Here is an 18,655-nt window from a genome sequence, read left to right on the forward strand (position 1 = left end):
CTAGGTCTTGACCTTTAGGTTTACGGCGCCAGGGCAATCGAGCACCGCCCCTCAAAGACAAGTCAGGCACCTGCAGGCTCCTCAGCGCGGCTCCATATGCGCAATCATCAACTGCACACTTTCGTTCCCGCGGAACTCGTTCACATCCAGCTTGTACGCCAGCTCCACCCAGCGCACGGTCGGGTTGGGCCAGACTTCGCGGTCAATGCCAAAGGCGATGCCGTCCAGACGAACCGAGCCACATTCGCTCTTTAGCACCACCTTCAGGTGCCGCTCGCCGACCACACGCTGCTCGACCAACTGAAACACGCCATGGAACAGTGGTTCGGGGAAGTGTTGCCCCCAAGGCCCGGCATTACGCAGGGCCTTGGCCAGGTCCAGGTGAAACTCCTCCACCGCCAGGCTGCCGTCCGAAAGCAGACGGCCGGTCAAATCGTCTTCGCGCAACTGGCGACGGACTTCTTCATCGAACGCTTCGGCGAACGCCGGGAAATGACTTTCGGGCAACGACAGGCCTGCAGCCATGGCATGGCCGCCAAACTTGCTGATCAACTGCGGATGGCCCGCCGCCACTGCATCCAGCGCATCGCGGATATGGAATCCCGGCACCGAACGTGCGGAGCCCTTGAGCATGCCGTCGCCAGCATCGGCAAAGGCGATGGTCGGGCGGTGGTAACGCTCCTTCAGGCGCGAGGCAAGAATGCCGATCACACCTTGGTGCCATTCGGCATCGAACAGGCACAGGCCGTACGGCATGGCCTCGACCGGCAAATCCTTGAGCTGGGCCAACGCTTCGCGCTGCATGCCCTGCTCGATCGACTTGCGGTCCTGGTTCAGGCCATCGAGCTGCTGCGCCATGTCCTGGGCCAGCGCCTCGTCCTCGCACAACAGGCACTCGATACCCAGGCTCATGTCGTCCAGGCGCCCGGCGGCATTGAGCCGCGGGCCTAAAATGAAGCCCAGGTCGGTGGAGGTGATACGCCGGTGGTCGCGACGTGCCACCTCCAGAATCGCCTTGAGCCCCGGCCGTGCCCGGCCGGCGCGGATGCGCTCAAGGCCTTGGTGCACCAGAATGCGGTTGTTGGCATCCAGCGGCACCACGTCGGCAACGCTGCCCAGCGCGACCAGGTCGAGCAGTTCACCGATGTTCGGTTGTGGTTGTGTTTCGTAGCGGCCCAGGCTGCGCAGGCGGGCGCGCAAGGCCATCAGCACATAGAAGATCACCCCGACCCCGGCCAGCGACTTGCTCGGGAAGCCGCAACCTGGCTGGTTCGGGTTGACGATGGCGTCGGCGTCCGGCAACTGCTGGCCTGGCAGGTGGTGGTCGGTGACCAGCACTTTGAGCCCGGCCGCTTTGGCTGCCGCCACACCCTCGACACTGGAAATGCCGTTATCGACCGTGATCAGCAAGTGTGGCTGGCGCTGCAGCGCCACCTCGACGATCTCTGGCGTCAGGCCATAGCCATATTCGAAACGGTTGGGCACCAGGTAGTCGACATGGGCTGCCCCCAGCAGGCGCAGCCCGAGTACGCCGACCGTACTGGCGGTGGCGCCGTCGGCATCGAAGTCGCCGACGATGATGATGCGCTGGCGCTGGTCGAGCGCTTCGACCAGCAAGTCTACCGCGGCATCAATGCCCTTTAGCTGCTGGTACGGCAACAGCCTCGCCAGGCTCTTGTCCAGTTCTGCCTCAGATTGCACGCCACGGGCGGCATACAGTCGGGTCAGCAAGGGTGGCAGGTTACCGAGAAACGGCAGTGTCGGCGGCAGCGGGCGGGGTTCGATACGCATGGGTCGGTTGGCTCAGCCACGCTCACCGAGCAGCCACTGCAGCTGCACTTCGTGCTGGCCACGGTCGTCAGTGACGAACACCGTGCCTTCGCTGATCATCACGTCCCACTTGATGCTGCGCGGCATGTCCGTGGCCAGCACTTCGAGCACCTCTTGCGGTACAGCGGCGATGTTCAGGTTTTTCAGGTTCTTGACCGCGCCCACCACCTTGGACTCCCATACCCGCAAGCTGCCGTAGGCCAACAGGCTGGTGCGCTCGGTACGACGCGAACACCAGGTCAGGCGATCAGCGTCAGGCTGGCCCACTTCGATCCAGTGCAGCACGCGGTCGTCCAGGCTCTTCTCCCACAGGGCAGGCTCGTCGACATCCGACAGGCCGCGGCCGAACGACAGATTCTCGTTGTACCAAAGTGCGTAGGCCAACAGCCGCACGGCCATGCGCTCCTCGGTTTCCGAAGGATGACGGGCGATGGTCTGCTTGACGCTTTCGTACACGCCGCGATCGAGATCGGTCAGATTCAGTTCGAATTTGTAGGTGGTGGACGGCTGGGCCATGGTCGATGGGCTTCTTGCGCAAAGAAAAGTCACACAGTCTAACCGATCCTGCTCTTCGTTGCGCCGCAGCAGTATCTGCCGCCAACGACCTATGATAAAACCACTCCTCTGCCCATTCGCCCCGGATGCCCCATGCCTACACCGAGCAAACCCCTCGCCGGCCTGAAAGTGATCGAGCTTGGCACCCTGATCGCTGGCCCGTTCGCCTCGCGCATCTGCGCCGAGTTCGGGGCCGAGGTCATCAAGGTCGAGTCGCCCGACGGCGGTGATCCGCTGCGCAAATGGCGCAAGCTGTACGAGGGTACGTCGCTGTGGTGGTTCGTGCAGGCGCGCAACAAGCAGTCACTGACCCTGAACCTCAAGCATCCCGATGGCCGCGAGATCCTCAAGCGGCTGCTGGCCGAGGCCGACATTCTCATCGAGAACTTCCGCCCGGGCGTGCTGGAAAAGCTCGGCCTGGGCTGGGATGTGCTGCACGCGCTCAACCCGAAACTGGTGATGGTGCGCCTCTCAGGCTTCGGCCAGACCGGGCCGATGAAGGATCAGCCAGGCTTCGGCGCCGTGGGCGAGTCGATGGGTGGCCTGCGCTACATCACCGGCTTCGATGACCGCCCACCGGTACGCACCGGCATCTCCATCGGCGATTCGATCGCTGCATTGTGGGGCGTGATCGGCGCACTGATGGCGCTGCGTCACCGCGAAGTCAACGGCGGTCAGGGCCAGGTGGTGGACGTGGCGCTGTACGAAGCAATCTTCGCCATGATGGAGAGCATGGTCCCGGAGTTCGATGTGTTTGGCTTCATTCGCGAACGCACCGGCAACATCATGCCAGGCATCACGCCCTCCTCCATCCACACCAGCGCCGACGGCAAGCACGTGCAGATCGGTGCCAATGGCGATGCGATCTTCAGACGCTTCATGCAGGCCATCGGCCGTCACGACCTGGCCGACGACCCGGCGCTGGCCAGCAATGATGGCCGCGATGCACGGCGTGACGAGCTGTATGGCGTTATCGACCGCTGGGCCAACAGCTTGCCGCTGGAGCAGCTGATGCAGACGTTGACCGTCGCCGATGTTCCGGCCAGCCGCATCTATTCGGCGCAAGACATGTTCAGCGACCCGCAGTACCTGGCCCGCGAAATGTTCCTGCAGGCCCGCCTGCCAGACGGTAAAGCGTTCAAGATGCCAGGCATCGTACCCAAGCTGTCCGAGACACCCGGCTCGGCCGAGTGGGTGGGCCCGGCGCTAGGCGAACACACAGATGCCCTGCTTGGCACCCTGGGGTATGACGCCGCCGCCATCGCCCGTTTGCGCCAGGCCGGCGCGGTCTGAGGTCGCCTCCGCCCGTGCGCGCGCGCCTGTCCCTGCTGTGCGGGCTGCTGCTCGCCATGGCCATCGCGCCAGTGCAGGCCAAGGAACGCCTGCTATGGCTGGTCCGCGACCTGCCGCCTTTCACCATCCTGGAGGGTGCGGCCAAAGGCCAAGGTGCGATCGACCGGATGCTGGCGCTGCTGATCGAGCAGATGCCCGAATACGACCACGACATCGTGCGCGTCACTCGGGCGCGCGGCATACAGATGCTGCAGGACCCTGCCAGCTTCACCTGCGACCCGACCTTGATGTGGACACCGGAGCGCGCGAAGTTCGTGCACTTCTCCAAACCGGCGCTGGGGGCGATGAGCGGTGGCCTGGTGGTGCGCAAGCAAGCCGAACCACTGCTGGCACCGTTTCTGGATGGCGCGCAGATCGATCTCAAGCGCTTGTTGAGCGACACGCAACTGAAGCTCGGCATCGTCGCCGGGCGCAGCTACAGCACCCAGATCGATGCGATCCTGCACCCGCTTCCCGACTCGGTTCTCAGCCGCCACTATGGTAACGATGCCACTGCCAACCTACTGCAGATGCAGCGCCTGGGGCGCCTGCAACTGGTGCTCGGCTACTGGCCGGAAGTGCGCTACCTGATCCAGCAACAAGGCGGCTCGCTCGATGACTATCAGTTTCACCCGATACAAGGCGTGGACCGCTATCAGTTCCTGCATGTGGGCTGCTCCGATACGCCATCGGGGCGCGCAGCCATCACGCATATAGACCAACTGCTGTCCGCGCTGCGCCAGGACACACTTCCAGCGCTCTATGCCAGGTGGCTGGACGCGGAGTTCCAGACAGAGTACCTGGAGCAGAGCAGGCATTTTTTCGAAGGGCGATAAAAAAGAAACCCCGGGACGCTGGGGAGGACGCCCGGGGCCAATCGAAAGTCCTCATGGACTTCCCGTGACAACCCGCCATCACCGGAGCTGTGTGCTGGCTGGCTGCCCTACTGTGTCTGATGCGCCACTCAGGCAAAGGTTCCCGCAGGTTGTTGGCGTTGCTGCAAAGCCGCGATGACACAGGGCTGCAGGCGCCCTTCGGCGATCTGCAGGTCACGGTGAAGGCCATCGACCAGGTCGATCAGCAGGCGCTGCTCCTGTAACTGGCGTTGGCTGACCGTTCGGCGCAAGGTCATGCCACCGAGGCTGTCGAAAACGGTGAGTTGCCGATTACCGCTGGCATCGGCGGCGCCAAGCTGGGTCTGATAAGGGCTCAGTGCGTCATTAAGCAGGCTGCAGATTCTTTCCATCCGGATCACTCGCTGCGTGGTGGTCTATGAAGAAACTGACCAGCAAGCGCAACGGAAAGTTCGTTACGCTTGAGCTGTTTCAATGAGCATGCGTGGGGGATGTGAACCTTTGAATACGCTGCAAGGCCTGTTGCCAGCGCCGCACCGGCAGCGGCCACGGCAAATCGGCCAGCACCCAGAGGCCACGCTCGCGTGCTTGCTCGGCAAGGTTGGGACGGTGCTCGCTGGCACAGCCGACAAAAAGCAAGGCGCGTGAACAGCGGTTGCGCTGCAGACGTTCGAGCAGGGCCTGGCCGCCTTTCATCGAATGGTCGAGGATCAGCAGGTCGGCACCGCGCTTGCGTGCAAGGCAGGCATTGAGGTCAACCAGATCATGGGTGATGCGCACGTCGAAAACGCCCAGGGCATTGCACGCCTGATGCAGAAGAATCTGGTGGGAAGGCCGAGCCTGGTGAATCAACACGTAGGGCTGATGCATGAGCCGCTCCTGAGGGAAGGACGGGCCACTGTATGCAGCGCTTAACGCGTTTTACATAGGAAAAATCTGAATAAAACCAGGGAAAAGTCTAAAAGCGGGGCCGCGCAGCGGCCCCCTTCATCACGATTAAAGCGGCTTGCCGCGGTTACCGTGCTGGCTGACGAAGGCCTGGACGGCCTTGAGGTCGTTGGCCAGAACCGTGCAGCGCTCCTCTCGGCCGAACAGGTCGCTCAGGTGCGCAGGCAGCTCCAGCGCCTTGCCGACCCCCGCCTTCTCCACGGCCTCCGGGAACTTGACCGGGTGCGCGGTGCCCAGCACCACCATCGGGGTATCCAGGCTGCGACGGCATTCGCGCGCGGCCTTCACACCGATCGCGGTATGCGGGTCGAGCACTTCACCTGTGCTGGCGAAGACCTCGGCGATGGTCTGGCAGGTCTGCTCGTCGCTGACGGCCAGCGAATCGAACAGCTTGCGCGCCTCGGTCCAGCGGTCCTGGTCGACGCTGAAACCGCCACCCTGCTTGAAGTTGGCCATCAATTCGCCGATAGCCGCGCCGTTGCGACCATGGAGGTCGAACAACAAGCGCTCGAAGTTGGACGAGACCATGATGTCCATCGACGGCGACAAGGTCGCGTGCAGGGTTTCCTTGACGTACTGGTTGCCGCTCATGAAGCGGTGCAGGATGTCGTTGCGGTTGGTGGCAACCACCAGCTGGCTGACCGGCAGGCCCATGTTGCGTGCCAGGTAGCCGGCGAAGATGTCGCCAAAGTTACCGGTCGGCACCGAGAACGCCACCGAACGCGCCGGGCCGCCAAGCTGCAGGGCAGCGTGGAAGTAGTAAACGATCTGGGCCATGATCCGCGCCCAGTTGATCGAGTTGACTGCGACCAGGCGGGTGCCTTTGAGGAACGATTGGTCGGCGAAGCTGGCCTTGACCATCTCCTGGCAGTCATCGAAGTTGCCTTCGATGGCGATATTGTGGATGTTGTCGCCGAAGATGGTGGTCATCTGGCGGCGCTGAACCTCCGACACGCGCTGGTGCGGGTGAAGGATGAAGATGTCGACGTTGTCGCAGCGGCGGCAGCCTTCGATCGCGGCAGAGCCGGTGTCGCCGCTGGTCGCGCCGATGATCACCACGCGCTCGTTGCGCTTGGCCAGCACGTGATCGAGCAGGCGCCCGAGCAGCTGCAGGGCGAAGTCCTTGAAGGCCAGCGTCGGCCCGTGGAACAACTCAAGAACCCACTCGTTGCTGTTCAGCTGGCGCAGCGGAGCGACCGCGGCGTGGGCGAACTCGCCGTAGGTCTCTTCCAGGATCTTCTTGAAGTCGGCGTCGGCAATGCTGCCCTCGACGAACGGGCGCATCACACGGAAAGCCAGCTCGTGATACGGCAGGCCCGCCCAGGAAGCGATTTCTTCCTGGGTGAAGCGTGGGAGGTTCTCTGGCACGTACAGGCCGCCATCGCTGGCCAGGCCAGCCAGCAGGACGTCTTCGAAATTCAGGGCCGGTGCCTGGCCGCGGGTGCTGATATAGCGCATATGCAAACCTTCGGTTTGAGCGGCAAGCTGCGAGTTGCAAGAAAAAGCCGATCGGCATTTCTCTTACGCCCTGCACTGCCCTTGCCGCAAATTTAAACTGTTAAAAGCCTCAACACCGAACTGCTTTTCTTGCAGCTTGCAGCTTGAAGCTTGCCGCTTAGTTGAGCTGTTCGACGCGGATGCGCACGACCTTACCGACCACGTCCTGCAAGGCTTCCAGAGCAACGATGGCGTCGTTGATGCTCTTTTCGACCACACGGTGGGTCAGCAGGATCATCGGCACCAGGCCGTCCTGTTCCTCGGCTTCTTTCTGCATGATCGACTCGATGTTGATGCCGCGCTCCGAGAGGATGCTCGCCACCTGGGCCAGCACGCCCGGGTGATCCTTGGCCTGGATACGCAGGTAGTAGGCGCTCTGGCAGGCGTCGATCGGCAGAATCGGGTGCGCCGACAGCGAATCCGGCTGGAAGGCCAGGTGCGGTACGCGGTTTTCAGGGTCGCTGGTCATGGCGCGGACAACGTCGACCAGGTCGGCGACCACCGAGGAGGCGGTGGGCTCCATGCCGGCGCCGGCGCCGTAGTAAAGGGTGGAGCCTGCCGCATCGCCATTGACCATCACGGCGTTCATCACGCCATTGACGTTGGCGATAAGACGGTCGCTCGGGATCAGCGTCGGGTGCACGCGCAGCTCGATGCCTTCTGCAGTGCGGCGGGCCACACCCAGGTGCTTGATGCGGTAGCCCAGGGCTTCGGCGTAGTTCACGTCGGCGGTGGTCAGCTGGGTGATGCCTTCGGTGTAGGCCTTGTCGAACTGCAGCGGGATACCAAAGGCGATGGACGCCAGGATGGTCAGCTTGTGCGCGGCATCGATACCTTCGACGTCGAAAGTCGGGTCGGCTTCGGCATAACCCAGCGCCTGCGCTTCGGCCAGCACGTCGGGGAAGGCGCGGCCTTTTTCACGCATCTCGGTGAGGATGAAGTTGCCGGTGCCGTTGATGATCCCGGCCAGCCAGTTGATGCGGTTGGCCGACAGGCCTTCGCGGATCGCCTTGATCACCGGGATGCCACCTGCCACTGCGGCTTCGAAGGCGACGATCACGCCCTTCTCACGGGCCTTGGCGAAGATTTCGTTGCCGTGTACGGCGATCAGCGCCTTGTTGGCGGTGACCACGTGCTTGCCGTTGTCGATGGCCTTGAGCACCAGGTCGCGGGCGATGGTGTAGCCACCGATCAGCTCGATGACAATGTCGATCTCCGGGTTGCTCGCAACGTCGAACACATCAGCGGTAATGGGGGTACCGGTAATCTGGCAGTTCGGGTTAGGCGAGCGCATGGCGATCTGTGCCACTTCAATACCGCGCCCGGCACGGCGGGCAATCTCCTCGGCGTTGCGCTGAAGTACATTGAAGGTTCCGCCACCGACGGTCCCCAACCCACAGATGCCTACTTTGACCGGTTTCACTGTGAACTCCCCATTGAACGGCCGGCACCTGCGCCGACCGTGAAACATGCCGTCACCCCATGACGACGGCGTACTGAATGATTTACTTGGCGGCCTGCTGTTGGCCGGCCAGGGCCAGTTTGGCCACTTGCGGTGCCGGTTGATAACCTGGAATCACCTGGCCATTTTCGAGCACGATCGCCGGCGTGCCGTTGACGCCGATCGACTGGCCCAACTGGAACTGCTTGCCCACCGGGTTGGTGCATTTGGCGGCTTTGATTTCCTTGCCGTCGATCATCTTGTCCAGCGCTGCGCGGCGGTCACTGGAGCACCACACGGCCTGCAGCTGCTCGTCACCCGGCGAGCCGAGCCCCTGGCGCGGGAAGGCGACATAGCGCACTTCGATACCGCGACGGTTGAGCTCTGGCACTTCGGCGTGCAGCTTGTGGCAATACGGGCAGGTGGTGTCGGTGAATACGGTGATGTGCGACTTGGTCTGGCCCTTTGCAGGATAAACCACCATCTCGGCGGCTGGAATGCCATTGATGAGCTTGGCGACCCCTTGGCGTTCGGTCTTTTCGGTCAGGTTGACCGGCTTGCCGTCCTGGATCTGGTACAGGTAGCCCTGCATGACGAACTGGCCATCGGCGCTGGCGTACAGCACACGGCCGCCCTGCAGCTTGACTTCATACAGGCCGTTGAGCGGGCTGCTGGCCACGCTCTCGACCGGCACTTCCAGCTCAAGGTTCTGCAACGACTTGCGAATCGCCTGCTCGGCAGCGGCATTGCTGTCGGTCGCCGCGGCAACGGCAAAGGTACTGGCCAGCGCCAACGCGGCGGCGGCGAAAATCTGGGTCACGCGCATGGGAACTCCTGAAGGCGGACAGGGGCCGAGGGGCGTCACCTGCGGAAAAACGCGGCGACCGTGCGGCCCTTGGTGCAAACCGCCCAAGCCTACCACAACACGCTACCGGTGAAGGGGTCTGCGAGTACCGGCCGGCGGAACATGAAAATCATTCATCCACGTGGGTGGTGCTGTGCGTGCAGTTGCTGCAGGCGGGCCTTGGCCACATGGGTATAGATTTGCGTGGTCGACAGATCGCTGTGCCCCAGCAGCATCTGCACCACGCGCAGGTCGGCACCGTGGTTGAGCAGATGGGTGGCGAAGGCGTGACGCAAGGTGTGCGGCGACAGGGGCTTGTCGATACCGGCTACCCGCGCGTGATGCTTGATGCGGTGCCAGAACGTCTGGCGGGTCATCTGTTCACCGCGCAGGCTGGGGAACAACACATCGCTCGGGCGCCCGCTGAGCAGCTCGGCGCGCCCGTCGCGCAGGTAGCGCTGCAGCCACAGCACCGCCTCTTCGCCCATGGGCACCAGGCGCTCCTTGCTGCCCTTGCCCATCACCCGGAGCACGCCCTGGCGCAGGTTCACCTGGTCCAGGGCAAGGCTGACCAGTTCGGTAACGCGCAGACCACAGGCGTACAGCACCTCAAGCATGGCCCGGTCGCGCTGGCCAATGGGTTCGCCAAGGTCGGGGGCCTGCAACAGGGCCTCGACGTCGGCTTCCGACAGCGACTTGGGCAAGGGCTTGCCCAGCTGCGGCATCTCTATCTGCAGGGTCGGGTCGACGGCAACGAGCTTTTCCCGCAGCAAGTAGCGAAAAAAGCCACGCAGACCGGAGAGAAAACGCGCTGTAGAACGGGGTTTGTAACCCTGATCCAGGCGCCAGGCCAGGTGATCGAGGATCAGCTCCCGACCGGCCTCAGGCAAGGCCAGGCCGTGATCCTGCAGCCAGCCATTGAACAGTGCCAGGTCACTGCGATAGGAGAGGCGAGTGTTGTCTGAAAGGCCTTTTTCCAGCCACAGGGCATCAAGGAACTGGTCGATCAAGGGGTGGTCAAGGGCAGGCATGAAAACTCGGTGGCAAACGACGAAATGACGCTTAGTCTTTCATAACAACGCCGGCATAGGGAGCCCGCATGAACGAACAGCAGATCCTTCTCAGTGTGGGCGGTATCGGTGCCGCCGCCCTCGCCTGCCAGTGGCTGGCCTGGCGCCTGAAGCTTCCGGCGATTCTCTTCCTGCTGCTGGCCGGCATAACGCTGGGGCCGTTGCTCGGCTGGCTCGACCCGCAAGCGCTGTTCGGCCCGTTGCTGATGCCTCTGGTGTCACTGGCGGTGGCACTGATCCTGTTCGAAGGCAGCCTGACCCTGCACCTCTCGCAATGGCGGGAGATCGGCAGCGTGGTGCACCGACTGGTCACCGTCGGCGCCCTGTCGACCTGGCTGGTGATCGCCCTGGCCACGCACTGGCTGCTGGGGTTCGACTGGCCGCTGGCAATCCTGTTCGGCACCTTGACCCTGGTGACAGGGCCTACGGTCATCGTACCGATGCTGCGCGTGGTACGGCCCAAGGCAACCATTGCCAACATCCTGCGTTGGGAAGGCATCGTCATCGACCCGATCGGTGCCCTGCTCGCCGTCGTGGTGTACAGCTTCATCATCGCCAGCGCCGATGGCGATGGCCTGAGCCAGAGCCTGGGCACCTTTGCCGGGGTGATCTTCTGCGGCAGCGCCCTGGGCGCCGCCGGCGGCTGGCTACTGGGGCAGATCATGCGCGAGCAATGGCTGCCGGAATACCTGCACAACCTGGCGTCGCTGGCTGCCGTACTGGGTATTTTCATCGCCGCCAACCAGATCGTTCACGAGTCCGGGCTGCTGGCGGTGACGGTCATGGGCATGTGGCTGGCCAACATGCGTGGCGTGGATGTACGGCAGATCCTGCACTTCAAGGAGAACCTCAGCGTACTGCTGATCTCTGGCCTGTTCATCCTGCTGGCCGCTCGGCTCGACCTGCACGCCCTGCTGGGGCTGGGCCCGGCCGTACTGGCACTGCTGCTGGTGATCCAGCTGGTGGCGCGGCCGTTGAATGTCTTGCTGTCAACGCTGGGGTCCACGCTGAACTGGCGGGAACGGGCGCTGCTGGCCTGGATCGCACCGCGCGGTATCGTAGCCGCCGCAGTGTCGGCGATATTCGCCATCCGCCTGCATGAGGCCGGGCATCAGGACGCGCTGCTGTTGGTGCCGCTCACCTTCGCAGTGATCATCGGCACGGTCGTGCTGCAGAGCGCAACGGCGCGCCCCCTGGCGCGCCTGCTGAAAGTGGCGGAGCCTGCGCCCAGCGGTTTTCTCATCGTCGGCGCCAACGAGCCTGCACGCACCCTCGGCAAGGCTCTGCAACAACTGGGTTGCCGTGTGTTGCTGACCGATTCGAGCTGGGAAAACATTCGTGCGGCACGCATGGAGGGGCTGCCAACCTACTTTGGCAACCCGGCTTCGCAACATGCCGACGCGCACCTGGACCTGGTAGGCCTCGGCCACCTGCTAGGGCTGTCACCTGCCGGAGAAATCAACGCCTTGGCCTGTGCGCGCTTTCGCCATGACTTCGGCCACGGCCGTTTGTATGTGCTGGCCAGCGGCCTGGAGAAGCAGCGCAGCGACAAACACCGGGCCAGCGAAGAGCACCGCGGCCAACTGCTGGGCTCCAGCCCGATGACCTACCAGCAAATGGCCAATCGCCTGCATCATGGCGCGGAGCTGTACAGCACCACCCTGACCGAGGGCTTCGACTGGGGCAATTACCAGGCGCTGCATGGCGAGCGCGCACATCTGTTGTTTGCCCGGGATACCCAGGGCTGGGTGCATGTATCAAGCCCCGAGAACCCGTTTGCGCCGCAGCCTGGCTGGACCTTGGTGGCGCTGGTAGAACCGGCCCCCGTCACCGAGACGACTGCCGCGCCGGGTTGAGCCCTCAGGCCTGTGGCAACACCGGCACCGGGCGCTTGTCCTCGTCGATGGCGACAAAGCTGAACACTCCATGGATCGCCCGCTCGCGCCCATCCAGGTACATGTTCTCGACGAATACGTCCACTTGAACCTGCAGGCTGGTGTTTCCGACCTTGATCACCGTGCCCACCAGCTCGACGATAGTGCCCGCCGGGATCGGGTGCTTGAAGTCAATGCGGTCGGTGGAGACGGTCACCAGCGGCAACCGGCAAAAGCGCGTAGCGGCGATGAACGACACTTCGTCCATCCAGGCCAGCGCAGTGCCGCCGAACAAGGTGTTGTGGTGGTTGGTGGTGCTGGGGAATACCGCTTTGGTCACGCGGGTCACCGACAACTCGGTACGGCGCTGAATTTCCTGGTCTCGGCTGGTCATGTCCGTCACTTCTTTCGGGTTTCAAAACGCAAAAAAGCAGCCCGAAGGCTGCTTTTTTCTCGCTAGGCGGCCAGAGCCACCGGGCAAACTGTACTCAGGACAGTTTTTCCTTGATGCGAGCGGCTTTGCCGGACAGGTCGCGCAGGTAGTACAGCTTGGCTTTACGCACGTCACCACGACGTTTCACGGCCAGGCTGTCGATCTGCGGGCTGTAGGTCTGGAAGGTACGCTCAACGCCAACGCCGCTGGAGATTTTGCGCACGGTGAAGGCGCTGTTCAGGCCACGGTTACGCTTGGCGATAACGACGCCTTCGAACGCCTGCAGACGGGAACGCTCACCTTCCTTCACTTTAACCTGAACGACGATGGTGTCGCCTGGTGCGAAGGTCGGGATTTCCTTGCTCATCTGCTCGGCTTCGAGCTGCTGGATGATCTTGTTGGTCATGCTGTGCTCCTAAGATGGATACGTGATCCACCATCGATACGTTTAACTATCGTCCCGCTCGCGGAGATATTCCTCGAGCAGCTTCTTCTCTTCTCCAGAAAGCGAGCGACTTTCCAGAAGATCGGCGCGTCGTTCGAAGGTCCTACCAAGGGACTGCTTCATCCTCCAACGCCGGATGTGTGCATGGTTGCCACTTAGCAACACGTCGGGAACACGCTGATCCGCATACACCTCAGGTCGGGTGTAGTGCGGGCAATCGAGCAGACCGTCGGTGAAGGAGTCTTCCTCCGCCGAGTCCACATGCCCTAAAGCTCCGGGCAGCAGCCGTGTAACCGCATCGATCAGTACCATGGCCGGCAGCTCGCCACCGGAAAGCACATAGTCGCCAATCGACCACTCCTCATCGACATGAGCTTCGATAAAACGCTCGTCGATGCCTTCATAACGACCGGCGATCAGGATCAGCGATTCCTGTTCGGCCAGGCCTTTGACCGCTTGCTGAGTCAGCTTGCGGCCTTGCGGCGAAAGGTAAATCACCTTTGCCGATGCTCCGGTCGCTTGCCTGGCGCTAACCAGGGCGTCTTCCAGAGGCTTGATTTTCATCACCATGCCCGGGCCACCGCCAAACGGCCGATCATCCACCGTGTGGTGGCGATCTGTGGTGTAGTCCCGCGGGTTCCAGCAGGTCACCTGAAGCAACCCCTGTTTTACCGCGCGGCTGGTAATGCCGTACTCCGTGATGGCCGAGAACATCTCGGGGAACAACGTGATGACGTCTACGCGAAGGTTACCCATCGTTTAGAAGTCCGCGTCCCATTCAACCCGCATCACGCCTGCTTCCAGGTCGATTGCCAGCACACATTGCGCCGTATAGGGCAACAGACGCTCGCGATCATCCAGGCTGCCTGCGCAGGGCTTGACCACCATGACATCGTTCGCACCGGTCTCCAACAGGTGATCGACCTTGCCGAACAGCTGTTCGTCCTGGTTGATGACCTTCAGGCCCTGCAGCTGGTACCAGTAGTACTCGTCTGCGGCCAGGTTGGGCAAAAGGCTCCGCGCAATGCAGATTTCGTAGCCGCTCAGAAGACGCGCTTCATCACGATCATCGAGGCCTTTCAGTTTAACGACCAGGCCCTTTTGGGAGCCACGACCGCTGACCAGCTCGACCTGCTTTACCTTGCCTTCGTGCCGAAGCGTCCAGCTTGGATAATCCAACAGGTTTTCAATCGGATCGGTAAAGGAATACACCTTCACCTCGCCGCGAACGCCGTGAACCGAAAAAATCTTGCCAACGACGATGAGGTCGTCAGCCTTTTCTGGCGTCGCGTTCATATTGCTCAGGCAGCGGCCTTGGCAGCGTCCTTCAGCAGCTGAGCAACGCGCTCAGACGGCTGTGCGCCTTGGCTCAGCCAGTAGCTGACGCGCTCTTGGTTGACCGACAGCTTGACTTCAGCGCCAGCAGCGATCGGGTTGAAGAAACCTACGCGCTCAACGAAACGGCCGTCACGGGCGTTACGCGAGTTGGTCACGGTCAGGTGGTAGAAAGGGCGCTTTTTCGAGCCGCCACGGGCAAGACGGATGGTTACCATGTGAACATCGTTCCTATAGTCGGTGCTGCAAATCTGAATGCCAAATAGGCACACGGGTGCCCAAAAGGCCGCATATTCTCGGGGAATACACGGACATTTGCAAATGACTTTTTCGACAAGGCCTCGCCCTGCCGTCCAGATTTGCCGGTTGAGCCACGGATTGCGTGGCCGTTGCCCCGCCGCAGCGGGGGTTCTGAGCGCTCATCCTGCAAAAGACAAGCGCCCGGAATAAGGGTTACAGCTTAGGCATGCCGCCACCCGGCAGCATCCCGCCCAGGCCGCGCATCATCTTGGCCATGCCGCCCTTGGCGGAGAATTTCTTCATCATCTTCTGCATCTGCTTGTGCTGCTTGATCAGCCGCCCGATATCCTGCACCTGGGTACCAGAACCCAGGGCGATCCGGCGCTTGCGCGAACCGCTGATCAGGTCAGGGTCGCGACGCTCGGCCGGGGTCATGGAGTTGATGATCGCCTCCATCTGCTTGAACTGCTTCTCGGCCGCGCCCTGGGCATTGCCCATCTGCGACAGGTTCACCCCGCCGATGCTCGGCAGCTTGTCCATCAGGCCGCCCAGGCCGCCCATGTTCTTCATCTGTAGCAGCTGATCGCGGAAGTCTTCGAGGTCGAAGCCCTTGCCCTTCTTCAGTTTCTTGGCCAGCTTGTCGGCCTTGGCCTTGTCGATGGTCTGCTCGGCCTGCTCGATCAGGCTGAGCACGTCACCCATGCCGAGGATGCGCGATGCCACACGGTCCGGGTGGAAGGGCTCGAGCGCCTCGGTTTTCTCACCCATACCGATGAACTTGATCGGCTTGCCGGTGATGGCACGCACCGAAAGCGCAGCACCGCCACGGGCATCACCGTCGACCTTGGTCAGCACCACGCCGGTCAGCGGCAGGGCTTCACCGAAGGCCTTGGCGGTATTGGCGGCGTCCTGGCCGGTCATGGCATCGACCACGAACAGGGTCTCGACCGGCTTGACCGAAGCATGCAACGCCTTGATCTCGTCCATCATGTCGGCGTCGATGTGCAAACGGCCGGCGGTGTCGACGATGACCACGTCGATGAACTTGAGCTTGGCCTCGCGGATCGCCGCTTCGGCAATGGCCACAGGCTTCTGGCTGATATCGGACGGGAAGAAGGTCACGCCGATGTCGTTGGCCAGCGTTTCCAGCTGCTTGATGGCTGCCGGGCGGTAAACGTCGGCCGAAACGACCATCACGCTTTTCTTCTTGCGCTCCTTGAGGAAGCGCGCCAGCTTGCCGGCGGTGGTGGTCTTGCCCGCACCCTGCAAGCCGGCCATCAGCACCACGGCAGGCGGGGCAGCATTGAGCGCGAGGTCTTCGTTGGCCGCGCCCATCAGGCTTTCCAGCTCGGCCTGGACGATCTTCACGAACGCCTGGCCCGGGGTCAGGCTGCGCGACACCTCGGTGCCGACGGCGCGTTCTTTCACGCTGTTGACAAAATCCTTGACCACCGGCAGGGCAACGTCGGCCTCGAGCAGGGCCATGCGCACTTCGCGCAACGTATCCTTGATGTTGTCTTCAGTCAGCTTGGCCTTGCCGGTGACATGGCGCAGCGTCTGTGACAGGCGGTCGGTCAGGTTTTCGAACATGGTGATCCTTTCAGGCCAAGTAAAAGCCGAGGTTTGTCAGGCGCCCAGATGAATATGCACACGCGCTGGGCACAGCAAGGCGGCGATTATAGCGAAGAGCGGCGGCGGCGCACACCTCAGCTTCCCGGCGGCACCTTTGAAGCTGCCAGGCGCAAGCCGCGAACCACCAGAAAATCCCCTCCCCCCACGGATCTGCCTTCGTTTGCGGCGTGCCGCTTGAAGCATGCAGCTCACTAGCCCCCCCAGCGCGATCTATGCCAAACTCCGTTTCTTTAAGGCTTGCCCACCAGGACTTATGGTCTCCTCACCCAGCCTCATCCCCAACCTGATCGCCGCCGGCCTATATATAGCGGCGACCGTTTATCAGGGTTCGCGCCTGGCCCAGTCGAACAAAGCCGACAAACGGCTGCTCGGCCTGCTCGGCGCCCTCGCCGTGATCGCCCAGAGCGGCGCACTGTTCTTTCAACTGATCACCCCGCTGGGGCTGAGCCTGGACTTCTTCAGCGCCGCCAGCCTGATCGCCGTGGCGGTCATTACCCTGACTCTGCTGGCCTGCCTGCGCATACCGGTGGAAAACCTGTTGGTACTACTGTTCCCGCTCGGCGCCATCACGGCCCTGCTGGCCCAGTTCGCCCCACCCGGCACCGTTCCGCTGATCGATGAAGAGCCGGGGATTCTCGCCCATATCCTGCTGTCGATCCTGGCCTATGGGCTGTTCACCATCGCGGTGTTCCAGTCGCTGCTCCTGCTGCTGCAGGACCACCAGCTGAAAAACAAGCACCCTTCCGGGCTGATCCGCAACTTCCCACCGTTGCAGACGATGGAAAGCCTGCTGTTCGGCTTCCTTTGGGCGGGCTGGTGCCTGTTGTCGCTGTCGCTGATCTCCGGCTGGTTGTTCCTGGACAACCTGTTTGCCCAGCACCTGGTACACAAAACCCTGCTGGCCTGCGTGGCCTGGATCGTCTTCAGCGTACTGCTGTGGGGGCGCACCCGCCTGGGCTGGCGTGGCCACAAGGCGATCCGCTGGACGCTGGCCGGTTTCTGCCTGCTGATGCTGGCCTATTTCGGCAGCAAGCTGGTTCGCGAATTCATCCTGCATATTTGACGGTCGCCCATGGACACCCTGCCGTACGCTCCGCTACTCGGCACTCTGGCACTGGCGCTGCTGTGGTCGGCGCTGTTTAGCGCGGTAGATGCCGCCCGCCTGCAGCTCAACGGCTCGTTACGCCCCGGTCATGACGAGCACCCCGTATTGCCAGCCCAGGCCCTGGTGCTGTGTGCCAGCGTGGGCAAGCTTCTGGTGCTGGGCCTGGCCTGCCTGATGGGCCAACGCTTCAACGGCGAGCACGGTTTCTGGCTGGCAGGCCTGGCCGCCACCGCTGGCTTGCTGATTTTTGCCGAGTACCTGCCGCGGCGCCTGGCGCGGCGCAATCCGCAGGCCTTCATCAGCCTGGGCGTCAGCCTGCTGAAGCTGCCATTGGCGCTGCTGCAACCCTTGGCCTGCCTGCTGGACGGCTGCGCCAGGCTGCTGTTGCGGCCGTTTCGCGTGCCGCCCACCGCAGTGGCCCTGCACCCGCAGGCAGATGATGACTTCAGCGACGATGAAGACCACGACATGCCGCGCCACGGCCTGCTCGATGGCCTGCACTCGCTGAACAAGGTCACCGTCAACGACATTCTGGTGCCGCGCAACGAGGTCGACGGCATCAACCTCGACGAGCCGATCGAACGCATCATCGAGCAGTTGATCCTCAGCCGCCACACGCGCCTGCCGGTGTATCACAACGATATCAACCAAGTCGAAGCCATCCTGAACACCAAGCTGATCAGCCACCTGCTGCCCAAGGCCGAGCTGACGCTGGAGAAACTTCACGATGCCTGCTACGAGCCCTACTTCGTCCCCGAAAGCACGCCACTGCAATTGCAGCTGCTGAACTTCCACAAGCAGCAGCGCCGGCTAGGCGTGGTGGTAGACGAATACGGTGAGGTACTGGGTATCGTCACCCTGGAAGACATACTCGAAGAGATCGTCGGCGAGTTCGAGGAAGAGCACAGCCTCGACAACCCCCATGTTCACCCACAGCCCGATGGCACCTTCGTCATCGAGGGCGCCGCTTCGCTGCGCGAAATCAACCGCACCCTGGGCTGGCACCTGCCCAGCGACGGTGGGCCGAAGACCCTGAACGGCTTGGTCACCGAGGCCTTGGAAAGCATCCCGGAAAGCGCTGTGTGCCTGAAGATCGGCCGCTATCGCCTGGAAATCCTCGAAACAGAGGACAATTGCGCCAGCAAGGTACTGGTGTGGACCGTGACCCGCTAGCTATACTCGGGTCACGCTTACCCAGCCCTGCCGTCCCGCCCGCTACC

19 protein-coding genes are annotated in these 18,655 nt (G+C 62.6%); 5 read left to right on the top strand and 14 right to left on the bottom strand.

All coding sequences use genetic code 11. The annotated features are described in order from the left end of the window. Positions 1-81 precede the first annotated feature (81 nt). Complete coding sequence (recJ, locus tag ABRP30_RS22295) at positions 82-1,791, bottom strand: single-stranded-DNA-specific exonuclease RecJ (protein ID WP_349974756.1); 1,710 nt, start codon at positions 1,789-1,791, stop codon at positions 82-84. A 12-nt stretch (positions 1,792-1,803) separates the two neighbouring features. After that, positions 1,804-2,346 carry a YaeQ family protein gene (locus tag ABRP30_RS22300; RefSeq protein ID WP_046784361.1) on the bottom strand — a complete coding sequence of 181 codons (543 nt, stop codon included), beginning with the start codon at positions 2,344-2,346 and terminating at the stop codon, positions 1,804-1,806. Between the two features lie 132 nt (positions 2,347-2,478). Between ABRP30_RS22300 and ABRP30_RS22305 the strand changes: the two genes are divergently transcribed. Together ABRP30_RS22305 and ABRP30_RS22310 are read left to right on the top strand one after the other, a co-directional pair. After that, positions 2,479-3,678, top strand: a complete 1,200-nt coding sequence (locus ABRP30_RS22305; RefSeq protein WP_349974757.1) for a CaiB/BaiF CoA-transferase family protein — start codon at positions 2,479-2,481, stop codon at positions 3,676-3,678. 56 nt (positions 3,679-3,734) lie between these two features. Continuing rightward, positions 3,735-4,553, top strand: a complete 819-nt coding sequence (locus ABRP30_RS22310; protein WP_372490505.1) for a TIGR02285 family protein — start codon at positions 3,735-3,737, stop codon at positions 4,551-4,553. 128 nt (positions 4,554-4,681) lie between these two features. Here ABRP30_RS22310 and ABRP30_RS22315 read toward each other — a convergent pair whose 3' ends face one another. The 6 genes from ABRP30_RS22315 to xerD form a co-directional block, all read right to left on the bottom strand. After that, the gene (locus ABRP30_RS22315; RefSeq protein WP_267818334.1) at positions 4,682-4,963 is read right to left on the bottom strand and encodes a DUF3509 domain-containing protein; all 282 of its coding nucleotides are present in this window, start codon (positions 4,961-4,963) and stop codon (positions 4,682-4,684) included. Positions 4,964-5,042: 79 nt separating this feature from the next. Next, on the bottom strand, positions 5,043-5,441 hold the full coding sequence (locus ABRP30_RS22320) for a histidine kinase (RefSeq protein WP_267818336.1): 399 nt from the start codon (positions 5,439-5,441) through the stop codon (positions 5,043-5,045). A gap of 126 nt (positions 5,442-5,567) precedes the next feature. Beyond that, on the bottom strand, positions 5,568-6,977 hold the full coding sequence (thrC, locus tag ABRP30_RS22325) for a threonine synthase (RefSeq protein ID WP_241804342.1): 1,410 nt from the start codon (positions 6,975-6,977) through the stop codon (positions 5,568-5,570). 157 nt (positions 6,978-7,134) lie between these two features. Further along, on the bottom strand, positions 7,135-8,439 hold the full coding sequence (locus ABRP30_RS22330) for a homoserine dehydrogenase (protein WP_241804341.1): 1,305 nt from the start codon (positions 8,437-8,439) through the stop codon (positions 7,135-7,137). Positions 8,440-8,521: 82 nt separating this feature from the next. After that, on the bottom strand, positions 8,522-9,283 hold the full coding sequence (dsbC, locus tag ABRP30_RS22335; protein WP_241804340.1) for a bifunctional protein-disulfide isomerase/oxidoreductase DsbC: 762 nt from the start codon (positions 9,281-9,283) through the stop codon (positions 8,522-8,524). 152 nt (positions 9,284-9,435) lie between these two features. Beyond that, a complete protein-coding gene (gene xerD, locus ABRP30_RS22340; RefSeq protein WP_349974759.1) occupies positions 9,436-10,332 on the bottom strand; it encodes a site-specific tyrosine recombinase XerD in 897 nt (298 codons plus the stop codon). A gap of 68 nt (positions 10,333-10,400) precedes the next feature. Here xerD and ABRP30_RS22345 point away from each other — a divergent pair, with 68 nt between their 5' ends. Further along, complete coding sequence (locus tag ABRP30_RS22345) at positions 10,401-12,227, top strand: sodium:proton antiporter (RefSeq protein WP_349974760.1); 1,827 nt, start codon at positions 10,401-10,403, stop codon at positions 12,225-12,227. Positions 12,228-12,231: 4 nt separating this feature from the next. Here ABRP30_RS22345 and ABRP30_RS22350 read toward each other — a convergent pair whose 3' ends face one another. The 6 genes from ABRP30_RS22350 to ffh all read right to left on the bottom strand — a co-directional run bounded on the left by ABRP30_RS22350 (position 12,232) and on the right by ffh (position 16,288). After that, the gene (locus tag ABRP30_RS22350; protein ID WP_267818343.1) at positions 12,232-12,639 is read right to left on the bottom strand and encodes an acyl-CoA thioesterase; all 408 of its coding nucleotides are present in this window, start codon (positions 12,637-12,639) and stop codon (positions 12,232-12,234) included. Between the two features lie 94 nt (positions 12,640-12,733). Next, a complete protein-coding gene (gene rplS / locus ABRP30_RS22355) occupies positions 12,734-13,084 on the bottom strand; it encodes a 50S ribosomal protein L19 (RefSeq protein ID WP_008094487.1) in 351 nt (116 codons plus the stop codon). Between the two features lie 42 nt (positions 13,085-13,126). Continuing rightward, positions 13,127-13,879, bottom strand: a complete 753-nt coding sequence (trmD, locus tag ABRP30_RS22360) for a tRNA (guanosine(37)-N1)-methyltransferase TrmD (protein ID WP_008094486.1) — start codon at positions 13,877-13,879, stop codon at positions 13,127-13,129. A gap of 3 nt (positions 13,880-13,882) precedes the next feature. Continuing rightward, entirely contained in the window at positions 13,883-14,419 is a 537-nt protein-coding gene (gene rimM, locus ABRP30_RS22365) for a ribosome maturation factor RimM (RefSeq protein ID WP_241804336.1), read from the bottom strand. A gap of 5 nt (positions 14,420-14,424) precedes the next feature. After that, entirely contained in the window at positions 14,425-14,676 is a 252-nt protein-coding gene (gene rpsP, locus ABRP30_RS22370) for a 30S ribosomal protein S16 (RefSeq protein WP_012315971.1), read from the bottom strand. Between the two features lie 235 nt (positions 14,677-14,911). After that, positions 14,912-16,288 (bottom strand): signal recognition particle protein, encoded by a 1,377-nt coding sequence (gene ffh / locus ABRP30_RS22375; protein ID WP_241804335.1) that lies wholly within the window; start codon positions 16,286-16,288, stop codon positions 14,912-14,914. Positions 16,289-16,583: 295 nt separating this feature from the next. Between ffh and ABRP30_RS22380 the strand changes: the two genes are divergently transcribed. After that, entirely contained in the window at positions 16,584-17,393 is an 810-nt protein-coding gene (locus ABRP30_RS22380) for an inner membrane protein YpjD (protein WP_241804334.1), read from the top strand. Between the two features lie 9 nt (positions 17,394-17,402). Continuing rightward, positions 17,403-18,608, top strand: coding sequence for a transporter associated domain-containing protein (locus ABRP30_RS22385; RefSeq protein ID WP_349974761.1), 1,206 nt, complete (start codon positions 17,403-17,405; stop codon positions 18,606-18,608). The last annotated feature ends 47 nt before the right edge of the window (positions 18,609-18,655 follow it).

Source organism: Pseudomonas sp. WHRI 8519, from assembly GCF_040224055.2.
In the GTDB taxonomy this organism is placed as follows: domain Bacteria; phylum Pseudomonadota; class Gammaproteobacteria; order Pseudomonadales; family Pseudomonadaceae; genus Aquipseudomonas; species Aquipseudomonas putida_X.

Excerpts from the sequence above, each read along its gene's own strand:
- ffh (WP_241804335.1), bottom strand. The coding sequence starts at position 16,288 with ATGTTCGAAAACCTGACCGACCGCCTGTCACAGACGCTGCGCCATGTC.
- ABRP30_RS22300 (WP_046784361.1), bottom strand. The coding sequence starts at position 2,346 with ATGGCCCAGCCGTCCACCACCTACAAATTCGAACTGAATCTGACCGAT.
- thrC (WP_241804342.1), bottom strand. The coding sequence starts at position 6,977 with ATGCGCTATATCAGCACCCGCGGCCAGGCACCGGCCCTGAATTTCGAA.
- ABRP30_RS22310 (WP_372490505.1), top strand. The coding sequence starts at position 3,735 with ATGGCCATCGCGCCAGTGCAGGCCAAGGAACGCCTGCTATGGCTGGTC.
- ABRP30_RS22320 (WP_267818336.1), bottom strand. The coding sequence starts at position 5,441 with ATGCATCAGCCCTACGTGTTGATTCACCAGGCTCGGCCTTCCCACCAG.
- rplS (WP_008094487.1), bottom strand. The coding sequence starts at position 13,084 with ATGACCAACAAGATCATCCAGCAGCTCGAAGCCGAGCAGATGAGCAAG.
- ABRP30_RS22350 (WP_267818343.1), bottom strand. The coding sequence starts at position 12,639 with ATGACCAGCCGAGACCAGGAAATTCAGCGCCGTACCGAGTTGTCGGTG.
- recJ (WP_349974756.1), bottom strand. The coding sequence starts at position 1,791 with ATGCGTATCGAACCCCGCCCGCTGCCGCCGACACTGCCGTTTCTCGGT.
- dsbC (WP_241804340.1), bottom strand. The coding sequence starts at position 9,283 with ATGCGCGTGACCCAGATTTTCGCCGCCGCCGCGTTGGCGCTGGCCAGT.
- xerD (WP_349974759.1), bottom strand. The coding sequence starts at position 10,332 with ATGCCTGCCCTTGACCACCCCTTGATCGACCAGTTCCTTGATGCCCTG.
- rpsP (WP_012315971.1), bottom strand. The coding sequence starts at position 14,676 with ATGGTAACCATCCGTCTTGCCCGTGGCGGCTCGAAAAAGCGCCCTTTC.
- ABRP30_RS22345 (WP_349974760.1), top strand. The coding sequence starts at position 10,401 with ATGAACGAACAGCAGATCCTTCTCAGTGTGGGCGGTATCGGTGCCGCC.
- ABRP30_RS22305 (WP_349974757.1), top strand. The coding sequence starts at position 2,479 with ATGCCTACACCGAGCAAACCCCTCGCCGGCCTGAAAGTGATCGAGCTT.
- ABRP30_RS22315 (WP_267818334.1), bottom strand. The coding sequence starts at position 4,963 with ATGGAAAGAATCTGCAGCCTGCTTAATGACGCACTGAGCCCTTATCAG.
- ABRP30_RS22380 (WP_241804334.1), top strand. The coding sequence starts at position 16,584 with ATGGTCTCCTCACCCAGCCTCATCCCCAACCTGATCGCCGCCGGCCTA.
- rimM (WP_241804336.1), bottom strand. The coding sequence starts at position 14,419 with ATGAACGCGACGCCAGAAAAGGCTGACGACCTCATCGTCGTTGGCAAG.
- trmD (WP_008094486.1), bottom strand. The coding sequence starts at position 13,879 with ATGGGTAACCTTCGCGTAGACGTCATCACGTTGTTCCCCGAGATGTTC.
- ABRP30_RS22385 (WP_349974761.1), top strand. The coding sequence starts at position 17,403 with ATGGACACCCTGCCGTACGCTCCGCTACTCGGCACTCTGGCACTGGCG.